The sequence below is a fragment of the Acidovorax soli genome, assembly GCF_900107605.1.
GTDB lineage: Bacteria > Pseudomonadota > Gammaproteobacteria > Burkholderiales > Burkholderiaceae_C > Acidovorax > Acidovorax soli.
In genome coordinates this window covers 270358-283254 of sequence record NZ_FNQJ01000001.1, presented here as the reverse complement: position 1 = coordinate 283254, position 12897 = coordinate 270358, and the positions used below count along the sequence as shown (strand labels likewise).

The 12897-nt window shown below is 65.1% G+C and carries 8 protein-coding genes and 1 tRNA gene; 2 read left to right on the top strand and 7 right to left on the bottom strand.

The window, feature by feature from the left end; genetic code table 11:
* Positions 1-21: 21 nt before the first annotated feature.
* Complete coding sequence (locus BLW02_RS01360; protein WP_092696654.1) at positions 22-1011, bottom strand: DUF808 domain-containing protein; 990 nt, start codon at positions 1009-1011, stop codon at positions 22-24.
* 100 nt (positions 1012-1111) lie between these two features.
* Complete coding sequence (gene purL / locus BLW02_RS01355; RefSeq protein ID WP_092696653.1) at positions 1112-5119, bottom strand: phosphoribosylformylglycinamidine synthase; 4008 nt, start codon at positions 5117-5119, stop codon at positions 1112-1114.
* Positions 5120-5321: 202 nt separating this feature from the next.
* On the opposite strand from purL, the gene map reads away from it, so the two are divergent.
* Together map and BLW02_RS01345 are read left to right on the top strand one after the other, a co-directional pair.
* On the top strand, positions 5322-6137 hold the full coding sequence (gene map, locus BLW02_RS01350) for a type I methionyl aminopeptidase (protein WP_092696652.1): 816 nt from the start codon (positions 5322-5324) through the stop codon (positions 6135-6137).
* A gap of 72 nt (positions 6138-6209) precedes the next feature.
* Positions 6210-8801, top strand: a complete 2592-nt coding sequence (locus BLW02_RS01345; protein WP_092696651.1) for a [protein-PII] uridylyltransferase — start codon at positions 6210-6212, stop codon at positions 8799-8801.
* A gap of 161 nt (positions 8802-8962) precedes the next feature.
* Here BLW02_RS01345 and BLW02_RS01340 read toward each other — a convergent pair whose 3' ends face one another.
* The 5 genes from BLW02_RS01340 to pheT all read right to left on the bottom strand — a co-directional run bounded on the left by BLW02_RS01340 (position 8963) and on the right by pheT (position 12815).
* Entirely contained in the window at positions 8963-9280 is a 318-nt protein-coding gene (locus BLW02_RS01340) for a single-stranded DNA-binding protein (protein ID WP_092696650.1), read from the bottom strand.
* Between the two features lie 105 nt (positions 9281-9385).
* Positions 9386-9462: transfer RNA gene (locus tag BLW02_RS01335), tRNA-Pro, on the bottom strand.
* 27 nt (positions 9463-9489) lie between these two features.
* Positions 9490-9921, bottom strand: coding sequence for a MerR family transcriptional regulator (locus BLW02_RS01330; RefSeq protein WP_092696649.1), 432 nt, complete (start codon positions 9919-9921; stop codon positions 9490-9492).
* 92 nt (positions 9922-10013) lie between these two features.
* A complete protein-coding gene (locus BLW02_RS01325; protein ID WP_034712216.1) occupies positions 10014-10346 on the bottom strand; it encodes an integration host factor subunit alpha in 333 nt (110 codons plus the stop codon).
* Between the two features lie 21 nt (positions 10347-10367).
* On the bottom strand, positions 10368-12815 hold the full coding sequence (pheT, locus tag BLW02_RS01320) for a phenylalanine--tRNA ligase subunit beta (protein ID WP_092696648.1): 2448 nt from the start codon (positions 12813-12815) through the stop codon (positions 10368-10370).
* Positions 12816-12897: the final 82 nt, after the last annotated feature.

Genomic DNA, 12897 nt, shown 5'->3' with positions numbered 1-12897 from the left:
TGCGGCACATGCACCCCGGCATCAAGGGGCTGTAGCACCCTTGCGCAGCCGGTTCACCAGCGTCACGCCCACCACCACCAGGCCGCCCGCCACGATGCCGATCACGGCATTGAGCAGGTTGGGAACCAGCACCGCCCACAGGCCGCCCACAGGCCAAAGCGCCGCCGCCACACCCACGCCCTCCACGGCGTGTTGCAGCGCCGGAACACCGTGCACCAGAATGCCGCCGCCGACCAGAAACATGGCCGCCGTGCCCGCTACCGAGAGCGCCTTCATCAACCAGGGCGCGGCACGCACAATGCCCGCGCCCAGCGCACGGGCCGTGGCACCCGGCTTGTTGTTGAGCCACAGCCCCAGGTCGTCGAGCTTGACGATGCCCGCCACGAAGCCATAAACACCTATCGTCATGACCACCGCAATGCCAGCCAGCACCGCCACCTGTTGCACAAACGGCGCACTGGCCACCGTGCCCAGGGTGATGGCAATGATTTCCGCCGACAGGATGAAATCAGTGCGCACCGCGCCCTTGATCTTGTCCTTCTCGAACGCAACCAGGTCCACGGCCGGGTTGGCATTGGCCTGGGCATGGCTTTCGCGCACGGCCTCGTCGTGCTGGGTGCTGTGCAAAAACTTGTGCGCCAGCTTCTCAAACCCCTCAAAGCACAAAAAGGCGCCACCCACCATGAGCAGCGGTGTCACCGCCCAGGGCGCGAAGGCACTGATCAGCAGCGCCGCCGGTACCAGAATCGCCTTGTTCACCAGCGAACCCTTGGCCACGGCCCAGACCACAGGAATTTCGCGCTCGGCGCGCACGCCGGTGACCTGCTGGGCATTGAGCGCCAGATCGTCGCCCAGCACGCCCGCCGTCTTTTGTGCCGCCACCTTGGTCATGACCGACACGTCGTCGGCCATGGCGGCACTTTTCCTGGCAGCGACCTTGGTCATGAGGGCCACATCGTCGAGGACGGTGGCGATGTCGTCCAACAAGGCGAGAAGGCTGCCAGCGGCCATGGATCACTCCCAGAGTTCGAAGAGATGTTTACATACAAAAATAGCGTCTAACACTTATACAGCATGCGCACCAAGCTGCTATTTCAATAGCAAAAAACTCTCACCCTACCCACTTGCGCGCGTTGCGCCAGATGCGCATCCAGCCGCTGTACTGCGCCTGGTCTTCGCTGGTCCAGCTCATCTGCACATTGCGGAAGACCCGCTCGGGGTGCGGCATCATGGCCGTGAAGCGGCCGTCGGCCGTGGTCACGGCGGTCAAGCCACCCGCGCTGCCGTTGGGATTGAACGGGTACTGCTCGGTCGCGCGGCCGTGGTTGTCCACGTAGCGCATGGCGGCAATGGCCTTGTCGGCGTTGCCCCGGTACTTGAAGTTGGCATAACCCTCGCCGTGCGCCACGGCGATCGGCAGGCGGCTGCCCGCCATGCCTTGCAAGAACAGGCTGGGGGACTCCAGCACTTCCACCAGCGAGAGGCGGGCCTCGAAGCGCTCGCTCTGGTTGGTCGTAAAACGCGGCCAATCCTGCGCGCCGGGGATGATGTCAGCCAGTTCGGCAAACATCTGGCAGCCGTTGCACACGCCCAGGCCGAACGTGTCGCTGCGGCCAAAGAAGCCCTGGAACTGCGCGGCCAGCACGGGGTTGAACGTGATGGAGCGCGCCCAGCCAATGCCCGCGCCCAGCGTGTCGCCATAGCTGAAGCCGCCGCAGGCGACCACGCCCTTGAAGTCTTCGAGCTTGACGCGGCCGGTCTGCAGGTCGGTCATGTGCACGTCGAATGCCTCGAAGCCCGCCTCGGTGAAGGCGTAGGCCATCTCGACGTGCGAGTTCACCCCCTGCTCGCGCAGGATGGCGACCTTGGGGCGGGCCAGGTTCAGGTACGGCGCAGCCACGTTGTCGGCAGCATCGAACGTGAGCTGCACATGCAGGCCGGGGTCGGCGGGATCGCCCGCTGCGGCGTGCTCGGCATCGGCATTGGCGGGGTTGTCGCGCTGCTGGCAGATCTTCCAGCTCACGGCGTCCCACACCTGGTGCAGGTCGGCCAGCGGCGCGCTGAACACGGCCTTGGCGTCACGCCAGACCTGCAGCTCGCCCTTGCCCGCATCGATGCTGGACGATGCCGGGCGCGTCTTGCCGACGAAATGGCTGAACCTGGACAGGCCATGCTCACGCAGCGTCTGCATCACGTCGTTGCGCTCTGCGGTGCGCACCTGCAGCAGCACCCCCAGTTCTTCATTGAACAGGGCCTTGAGCGTGAGTTCTTCGCGGCGCGCGCTGACTTGCTGCGCCCAGTTCTTGGCGTCTCCGGTTTCCATGCGGCTATCGCTGATGCCGTCGCCCTCGGTGACCAGCATGTCCACGTTCAGCGCCACGCCCACGTGGCCGGCAAAGGCCATTTCGGCGGCCGCCGCCAGCAGGCCGCCATCGCTGCGGTCGTGGTAGGCCAGTATCTGGCCCTTGGCGCGCAGCGCGTTCACGGCGTTGACCAGGTTGACCAGGTCTTGCGGGTCGTCCACATCGGGCACCACGTCGCCGCTTTGCTCCAGCGTCTGGCCCAGGATGCTGCCGCCCATGCGGTTCTGGCCTTTGCCCAGGTCGATCAGCACCAGCGTGGTGTCGGCCTCGGTGGCATCGAGCTGGGGCGTGAGCGTGCCGCGCACGTCGGACAGCGAGGCGAAGGCGCTCACGATCAGACTGACGGGGGACGTGACCTTCTTCTTGTCCGAACCTTCGTTCCACTGGGTGCGCATGGACAGGCTGTCCTTGCCCACGGGGATGGACACGCCTAAAGCGGGGCACAGCTCCATGCCCACGGCCTTCACGGTTTCGTACAGCGCAGCGTCTTCGCCGGGCTCGCCGCAGGCGGCCATCCAGTTGGCCGACAGCTTCACACGCGGCAATTCGATGGGCGCAGCCAGCAGGTTGGTGATGGCTTCAGCCACCGCCATGCGGCCCGATGCGGGCGCGTTGATGGCGGCCAGCGGCGTGCGCTCGCCCATGCTCATGGCCTCGCCGGCAAAGCCACGGTAGTCGGCCAGCGTCACGGCGCAATCGGCCACGGGCACCTGCCAGGGGCCGACCATCTGGTCGCGGTGGCTGAGGCCGCCCACGGTGCGGTCGCCAATGGTGATGAGGAAGCGCTTGGAGGCGACCGTGGGGTGGGCCAGCACGTCGATCACGGCCTTTTGCAGCGGCACGCCGGTCAAGTCCATCGGTGCGAATTCGCGCACCACGGTCTTCACGTCGCGGTGCATCTTGGGCGGCTTGCCCAGCAGCACGTTCATGGGCATGTCCACGGGCAGCTTTTGGTCTTCTGCCGTGGCGGCAGGGTCGTGCAGCACCAGCTGGCGCTCTTCGGTGGCCGTGCCGATCACGGCAAACGGGCAGCGCTCGCGTTCGCAAAAGGCCTGGAACAGCGGCAGGGATTCGGGCGCAATCGCCAGCACATAGCGCTCTTGCGACTCGTTGCTCCAGATTTCCTTGGGCGCCATGCCCGATTCTTCGAGCTGCACGGCACGCAAATCGAAGCGTGCGCCACGGCCTGCATCGTTGGTCAACTCGGGGAACGCATTCGACAAACCACCCGCACCCACGTCGTGGATGGCGAGGATGGGGTTGGCCGCGCCCTGCGCCCAACAGTGGTTGATGACCTCTTGCGCACGGCGCTCGATCTCGGGGTTGCCACGCTGCACAGAGTCGAAGTCCAGCTCGACCGCATTGGTGCCGGTGGCCATGGAGCTGGCGGCGCTGCCGCCCATGCCGATGCGCATGCCGGGGCCGCCCAGCTGGATGAGCAGCGAGCCGGCAGGGAATTCGATCTTCTTCGTCAGCTCGGCATCGATCACGCCCACGCCGCCCGCGATCATGATGGGCTTGTGGTAGCCGCGCTGAACGCCACCGACGTTTTGCTCGTACTCGCGGAAGTAGCCGTTCAGATTGGGGCGGCCGAATTCGTTGTTGAACGCCGCGCCACCCAGAGGGCCTTCGACCATGATCTGCAGCGGGCTGGCAATGTGCTCGGGCTTGCCCACGGTGCTGCCCCACAGCTTGGAGACGGTAAACCCGGTCAAACCGGCCTTGGGCTTGGAGCCCCGGCCGGTAGCGCCTTCGTCGCGGATCTCGCCACCCGCGCCGGTGGATGCGCCCGGGAACGGCGAGATGGCCGTGGGGTGGTTGTGCGTCTCCACCTTCATCAGCACATGCTGGCTAACGCTGCTCTTTTGATAGCTATTGGCAATTGATTCACGGGCGCTTACGGCCATCTTTGCCACAAAACGCTCCACCTGATGGCCTTCCATCACCGAGGCGTTGTCCGAATACGCGATCACCGTGTGCTGGGGCGCCAGCTGGTGCGTGTTGCGGATCATGCCGAACAGGCTCTTGTCCTGCGCCACGCCGTCGATGGTGAACTCGGCGTTGAAGATTTTGTGGCGGCAGTGTTCGCTGTTGGCCTGCGCGAACATCATCAGCTCCACATCGGTGGGGTTGCGCTTCAGGCCCGTGAAGGCGGTCACGAGGTAGTCGATTTCATCATCGGCCAGCGCCAGGCCAAAGCGGGTGTTGGCGGCTTCCAGCGCAGCGCGGCCACCGGCCAGCACGTCCACATGCTCCATGGGCACGGGTTGCAGCTCGGTGAACAGCGCGGCAGCGGCGCTGCGGTCGGCCACCACCGATTCGGTCATGCGGTCGTGCAGCAGGGCGGCCACCTGGGCCAGTTGCTCGGCACTCAGCTCGGGCGCCTTGCCCAGCAGGCTGGCCTTGAGACTGACATGGTATTCGGTGATGCGCTCGACCCGGCGAATGGCCAGGCCGCAATTGCGCGCGATGTCGGTGGCCTTGGAAGCCCAGGGCGAGAGCGTGCCCAGGCGCGGTGTGACGATGAGGACGGTACCGTCGGCAGGGCCAGCATACGGATCGCCGTAGGTCAGCAGCGCTGCCAGGCGCTCTTTTTCGGAGGGCGTGGGGGCCGCATCGGTAGCGATCAGGTGCACGAAGCGTGCCGCAATGCCGCTGATCCGGGGGTGAATGGCCTCCAGAGCGGGTTGAAGTTGCTGGGCGCGAAAGGAGCTGAGGGCGTTGCCGCCCGCCAGCGTGGTCATGTGCAAGGTCACGGTAGCGGCCTGTTCGAAATGAGAGGGGATAAGGTGCGACGGGCCTCCTGCGTCACCGGGTGCGGCCACCCCGCAGAGGCGGCCACTGCCCGGTCAGATGACGCAAGGGATGCTTTTGGCGCAGCCCGCCATTTTACCGGGAGCAGCCCACCGCCCATGCCCCTGCCCGGCAAGGCTTGAGGTGCGATGGGATAATTGCGGCATGAGTATCACCATCAAAACCGCGGAGGACATCGCCGGCATGCGCCTCGCCTGCCGCCTGGCCTCTGAAGTGCTGGACTACATCGCGCCGCACATCAAACCCGGCATCACCACCAAGGAAATCGACCGCCTGGGCGCCGAATGCATGGCCCAGCAAGGCACCATCTCGGCCACCGTGGGCTACCAGCCACCGGGCTACCCACCCTATCCCGGTGCACTGTGCACCTCGGTCAACCATGTGGTGTGCCACGGCATCCCCAATGACAAGCCCTTGAAGAAGGGCGACATCGTCAATGTGGACGTCACCGTCATCACCAAGGATGGCTGGTATGGCGACAACAGCCGCATGTACCTGATTGGCGAATGCTCGATTGCCGCCAAGCGACTGTCCGCCCTGACCTACGACGCCATGTGGCTGGGCATCCAGCAGGTGCGGCCCGGCGCGCACCTGGGCGACATCGGTCACGCCATCCAGAAATTTGCCGAAGGGCATGGCTTCTCGGTGGTGCGCGAGTTTTGCGGCCACGGCATCGGCAAGGTGTTCCACGAGGAGCCCCAGGTACTGCACTACGGCCGCCCCGGCACGCTCGAAGAACTCAGGCCCGGCATGGTGTTCACCATCGAGCCCATGATCAACGCCGGCCGGCGCGAGATCAAGGAGTTCGGCAACGATGGCTGGACCATCGTCACCAAGGACCACAGCCTGTCGGCGCAGTGGGAACACACGGTGCTGGTCACCGAGACCGGCTACGAGGTGATGACTTTGTCGGCCGGTTCGCCCCCGCTGCCCGCCTTTGTGACCGCCACGGCCACCTGAGGTGCGCCTGCCGCGAGCACGACTCTTGCTTGCCCAGGTCATGGCCCATCGCTTTCTTCCATTCCCTTGCCCATGACCGAAATCCACGCCCTGCGGGACGCCTACCGCCTCGACAAGGCAGCCCTGCTGGCCAGCATGCAGGCCACAGGCGCCTCAACCCGTGGCATCCGCGTGATGCTGCGCAAGCTCTCCACCCTGGCGGGCGGCTTGCTGCAGACCTTGTGGCAACGCGCCCAGCTTCCACCTGACCTGGCCCTGGTGGCGGTGGGCGGTTTTGGACGGGACCAGCTTTTTCCCTTTTCCGACGTCGATGTGCTGGTGCTGCTGCCCGAAGGCAGCACGCCAGAGGCAGGATGCGAACTGCGCACCCGGCTGGAAAGCTTCATTGGCAGTTGCTGGGATGCGGGCCTGGAAATCGGCTCCAGCGTGCGCACGGTGGCAGAGTGCCTGGCCGAGGCGGCGCTGGATGTGACGGTGCAGACCTCGTTGCTGGAGTCGCGCCTGGTCTGTGGCAACCCGGCCCTGTTTGCGCAGTTCCGCCAGCAATACGGCGCCCAGATGGACGCGCAGGCCTTTCTGGTGGCCAAGACGCTGGAAATGCGCCAGCGGCATACCAAATACGAAAACACGCCCTACGCGCTGGAACCCAACTGCAAGGAGTCGCCCGGAGGGCTGCGCGACCTGCAGATGATCCTGTGGGTGGCGCGCGCCGCAGGCCTGGGCAGCACCTGGAAGGAGCTGGCGGCCAGCGGCCTGGCCACGGCGTTCGAGGTGCGCCAGATCGAACGCAACGAGGCCCTGCTGTGCCTGATCCGTGCCCGCCTGCACGCCGCCGCCGGCCGGCACGAGGACCGGCTGGTTTTCGACCTGCAGACGGCCGTGGCCGAATCGTTTGGCTACCGGTCGCAAGCGCCCGATGGCACACGCCTGCCCATGCGCGCCAGTGAAACCCTGATGCGCCGCTATTACTGGGCGGCCAAGGCCGTGTCGCAGCTCAGCCAGATCCTGCTGCTCAACATCGAAGAGCGCCTGAGTCCATCGACCCATGAACCGCGGCCGATCAACGCGCGCTTTTTCGAGAAAGCCGGGCTCATCGAAGTGGCCAGCGATGACCTGTACGAGCGCGACCCGCACGCGATTCTGGAGACCTTCCTGCTCTACCAGACCACGGTGGGACTCAAGGATCTCTCGGTGCGCACGCTGCGCGCGCTGTACAACGCACGCGGCGTGATGGACGGCGCCTTTCGGCGTGACCCGGTCAACCGCGCCGCCTTCATGCGCATCCTGCAGCAGCCCTCGGGCATCACGCATGCCATGCGGCTCATGAACCAGACCTCGGTGCTGGGGCGCTACCTGTGGGCGTTTCGCGGCATCGTGGGGCAGATGCAGCATGACCTGTTCCACGTCTATACCGTGGACCAGCACATCCTGATGGTGCTGCGCAACATGCGCCGCTTCTTCATGGCCGAGCACGCGCATGAATACCCGTTCTGCTCGCAGCTCGCCGCAGGCTGGGACAAGCCCTGGATCCTGTACATCGCCGCGCTGTTCCATGACATCGGCAAGGGCCGCGGTGGTGACCATTCGCTGATAGGCGCCACGGAAGTGCGCCGCTTTTGCCGCCAGCATGGTGTGGCCCGGCAAGACGCCCGGCTCATCGAGTTCCTGGTGCGCGAGCACCTCACCATGAGCACCGTGGCGCAAAAGCAGGACCTGAGCGACCCCGACGTGATCGCCGCCTTTGCGCAGCGCGTGGGTGACGAGCGCAAGCTCACGGCCATGTACCTGCTCACCGTGGCCGACATCCGCGGCACCAGCCCCAAGGTCTGGAACGCCTGGAAAGGCAAGCTGCTCGAAGACCTGTACCGCGCCACCTTGCGCACCCTGGGCGGGCGCGCGCCCGACGCAGCGGCCGAAATCGAGGCCCGCAAGCGCGAGGCGCTGGTGCTGCTGGCACTCAACGCCCTGCCCTTCGAGGCCCACAAGGCGCTGTGGGCCACGCTGGATGTCAGCTACTTCATGCGCCACGAGGCCGCCGACATCGCCTGGCACACCCGCCACCTGTCGCGCCATGTGGGTGCGGCCCACCCGGTGGTGCGCGCACGCCAGTCGCTCGCGGGCGAAGGGTTGCAGGTCATGGTTTACGCACCCGACCGGGCCGACCTTTTTGCCCGCATCTGCGGCTACTTCGATCGTGCGGGATTCAGCATTCTGGATGCGCGCGTGCACACGGCCAACAATGGCCACGCACTCGACACCTTCCAGGTCGTTGCCTCCAACCAGCCGGGCCACTACCGCGAACTCACGCACATGGTCGAAAACGATCTGGTGCGCGCCATCGAAACCGGGGGCCCGCTGCCCGACCCCGCCGCCCGGCGCGTGTCACGCCGTGTCAAGAGCTTTCCGGTGGCGCCCCGCGTCACGCTGCGCCCGGACGAAAAAGCACAGCGCTGGCTGCTGGCCATCTCGGCGAGCGATCGCGCCGGCTTGCTCTACCTGGTGGCTCGTATCCTGGCCCGCCACCAGTTGAGCGTGCAGCTGGCCAAGGTGAGCACGCTGGGCGAACGCGTCGAGGACACCTTCCTGATCCAGGGCCCGGAACTGCAAAGCAACGCCCGGCAGATCGAGATCGAGACCGAGTTGCTGCAAGCCCTTTCGGCCTGAGTGGCGGTCCATGGCCTGATACGGTCTTGCATTCAAGCGGATAAACAGGCGGGAAGCCGCAGACAGTGCTCCAGCACGGCAAGGCGAACCAACTATCGTTTACGTTTGAAGGCAAAACCGCATGAGTGGCGGCGGTCGATTCCCCCGCCGCCTCCAGGCGATCACGCCCTGCGGCCGTCGCCTGCGTCGCCAGCCGTCAGCACACGGTGTGCCACCATGTCCAGCGCGGGCCGGGTGTTGCCCTGCTTGTCTGTCCATACCCGGGGCGTAAGGCCGCCGGCCAGGGCAACGGGCTCGCCCTCACCCAGCGCCTGCAAGGCAGCGCACAAGGCAGGCTCGAAGCCGATCACATTCACGATCAGCGTTTCACCCTCGCCACTGGTAGCCAGCACCTTGGCCACGGCAAAGGGCTTGCCCGCCTTGTCGGTGCGCAGTTCTACCGAACCAAAAAGCTTGCCTGCGACGAGTCCACTGATCATGGGATTTCCGGTAGGAGAGGATAAGGACAAGCCAGGACCCGCGTGCCCCGGCCTGCACATAGCAAAAAAGCCCAGAACCTTACGGCTCTGGGCTTTTGCTATCAATGGTCGGCGTGGCGGGATTCGAACTCGCGACCCCTTGCACCCCATGCAAGTGCGCTACCAGGCTGCGCTACACGCCGACAAGACTTAGATTATATACAGATAATTCATCCGTCCCGGGAAAGCAGTGCACGAATTTCAAATAATTCCTGGCGCACCCCATGGCTGTCGAGCCAGACGCTGGCGGAATCGGCGCACAGGCCTTCCATGGCATCGTCGGTCACGACACCGTGCACCGATTCCGGCACCAGCGCCAGCGGCGGCGCTTCATCGTGCCCAAAAGGCGCCGGTTCCTGCAAGCGATTGCGTGCCCCGCTGATGGTGAAGCCCTGGTCGTACAGCAGATCACGGATGCGCCGGATCATGAGCACCTCGTGGTGCTGGTAATACCGGCGGTTGCCACGACGCTTCATGGGCCGCAGCTGGGTGAATTCCTGCTCCCAATAGCGCAACACATGTGGCTTGACACCGCACAGCTCCGCAACCTCACCAATCGTGAAGTACCGCTTGGCGGGAATCGAAGGAAGCTGGGTGCCCATAGATGCTGGTTCGGACGGAAAGCTGGCTAGCGTACTGCAGACAGGCTGCAAACGCCAGAATGAAACAACAATGGAGTCAAACTGTTCACGCTTCACCCAGCCACCGAAGCAGCAGACTGGATCTGCTCCTTGAGCTTGCTGCTGGCATGGAAGGTCACCACCCGGCGTGCCTGGATGGGGATGGCCTCACCCGTGCGCGGGTTGCGCCCCGGCCGTGGCGCCTTGGTCCGGATCTGGAAATTTCCAAAACCAGAGAGTTTGACGTCCTTGCCATCCACCAGGCGTTGGGCGATGAGGTCGAAGAAAGCGTCGATCATGTCCTTGGACTCGCGCTTGTTCAGTCCGATCTGATCGAACAGGAGATCGGCCAGCTGCGCCTTGGTCAGCGCAGGGGTTTCGATACTGTCTACCGCAAATTCAATCACGCAGGCGCTCCCGATTCCAGATCAAACACGCAACCGTCCACCAGTGTCGGCTACCCATCGGGCCACCACCGCTTGCACCGCGGCCTCGATCTCGGCTTCGGTCAGCGTGGCTTCGTCGCGTCCCAGCGTGAGGCGCACCGCCAGGCTTTTTTCGCCGGCAGCCAGGCCGCCTGCGGGAGCCGTTTCACCAGCGCGCAAAGGCTTGGGACGGTACACGTCAAACAGCACGGCAGAACGCAACATGCCGCCGGGGATGGCCGCCGTGATGGCATCCATCACCTGCGCATGCGTCACCCGCTCGGCCACCACCACGGCCAGATCGCGCTCGACCGCCTGGTGCTTGGCCACCGCCTTGAACTCGGGCACCACGCACTGCAGCACGGCATCCAGCTCCAGCTCGAACATCACCGGCGCCTGGGGCAGGTCCCACGACTGGCGCCACTGCGGATGCAGTTCGCCCACAAAGCCGCTGGCGCGTCCATTCACCAGCACGCGGGCACAGCGCCCGGGGTGCATGGCGGGATGGGTGCCCGGCTCGAAGGTGGCGCGCAGCGGCGCCAGCAAGGCCTCCACATCGCCCTTCACATCAAAGAAGTCGATGGCCTGTTCCTTGCGGCCCCATTGCAATGCATCGTTCGGGCCATAGGCCAGGCCGGACACGCGCATGGGCTGATGGAAGCCTTCCACCGTGGTGTCCGTGTTGCGCACGCCAGCGTCGCGCAGGAACACCCGGCCCAGCTCGAACACGCGCACGCGCTCGGCCTTGCGGTCCAGGTTGAATTTCAAAACCTGCAGCAAAGAACCCAGCAAACTGGAACGCATGACGCTCATGTGGCTTGCAATCGGGTTGAGCAGCCGGATGGGTTGCGCATTGCCAGCCAACTCCAGTTCCCAGCGCTCTTCCACAAAGCTGAAATTGATCGTTTCCTGATAACCCAGCCCTGCCAGGGAGCGGCGCACCGCGAACGGACTGCGCGTGGCCTCGGGTGAAAGCTTGGGCGTGATGGGCGCCAGCGGCGGTGTGGTGGGCAGGTGGTTGTAGCCCACCATGCGCGCCACTTCCTCGATCAGATCTTCCTCGATCGCGATGTCGAAACGGAACGACGGCGGCGTGACGGTGACGGTGCCGTCGCCCTGCACCACCGGCAGCCCCAGGCGCTGCAATGCATCGGCACACTGCACCTGCGTGAGCGGCATGCCGATAACCTTGGCCGCACGCGCCACGCGCAACGTGACAGGCTTGGGGGTCGGCAGGTTCACCGCCTGGTCGTCCATGGGGCCGCACAGGGTGTCGGACGTGCCGCAGATGTCGATGACCAGCTGCGTGATGCGCTCGATGTGCTCCACCGTCAGGCTCGGATCCACGCCGCGCTCGAAGCGGTGCCCCGCATCGGTCGAGAAATTGAAGCGACGCGAGCGGCCTGCCACCGCCTTTGGCCACCAGAAGGCGGCCTCGATATAGATGTGCCTGGTGTCGTCGGACACCGCCGTGGCATCACCGCCCATGATGCCGGCCAGCGATTCGACCTGGTTGTCGTCGGCGATCACGCCCACCTTGTCGTCCACCGTGATGGTGTTGCCATTGAGCAGCTTGAGCTGCTCGCCCGGCTTGCCCCAGCGCACATCGAGACCGCCGTGGATCTTGTCCAGGTCGAAAATGTGCGAGGGGCGGCCCAGCTCGAACATCACGTAGTTGGAAATGTCCACCAGCGGCGACACGCCGCGCTGGCCGCAACGCGCCAGGCGGTCCAGCATCCACTGCGGGGTGGCGGCGCGCGTGTTGACGTTGCGCACGATGCGGCCCGAGAAGCGGCCGCACAGATCGGGGGCGCTCACCTTCACGGGCAGCTTGTCGGACAGCTTTGCGCTCACCACCGGAAACGACGGTTGCTGCAGCGGCGTGCCCGTGAGTGCCGACACTTCGCGCGCAATGCCATAGACGCTCAGGCAATGCGCCAGATTGGGTGTGAGCTTGAGGGTGAACAGCGTGTCATCCAGATTCAGGTGCGCGCGGATGTCCTGGCCCACGGGCGCCGAAGCATCCAGCTCCAGCAGGCCGCCGTGGTCTTCCGACAGCTTGAGCTCGCGCGCCGAGCACAGCATGCCCTGGCTCTCCACGCCGCGCAGCTTGCCTACCTTGATGAGGAACGGCTTGCCATCGTCGCCGGGCGGCAACTCGGCACCCACCAGCGCGCAAGGCACCTTGATGCCCACGCGGGCATTGGGAGCGCCGCACACGATGTTGAGCAAGGCGCCCTGCCCCACGTCCACCTGGCACACACGCAGGCGGTCGGCGTCAGGGTGCTGCACGGCCTCCTTGATCTCGCCCACGACGATGTGGGTGAACGGCGGCGCGACGGGGCGCAGCTCTTCGACCTCCAGGCCGGCCATGGTCAGCGTGTCGGCCAGTTCTTGGGTTGTCAGCGGTGGATTGCAGAATTCGCGCAACCAGGACTCGGGGAATTGCATAGGGAGATTCTTTGGCGTTAGCTCTTAAAAATATAGCTGGTTGCGCTTGTCAACAATAGATTCCAATAGACAAAGATGCATT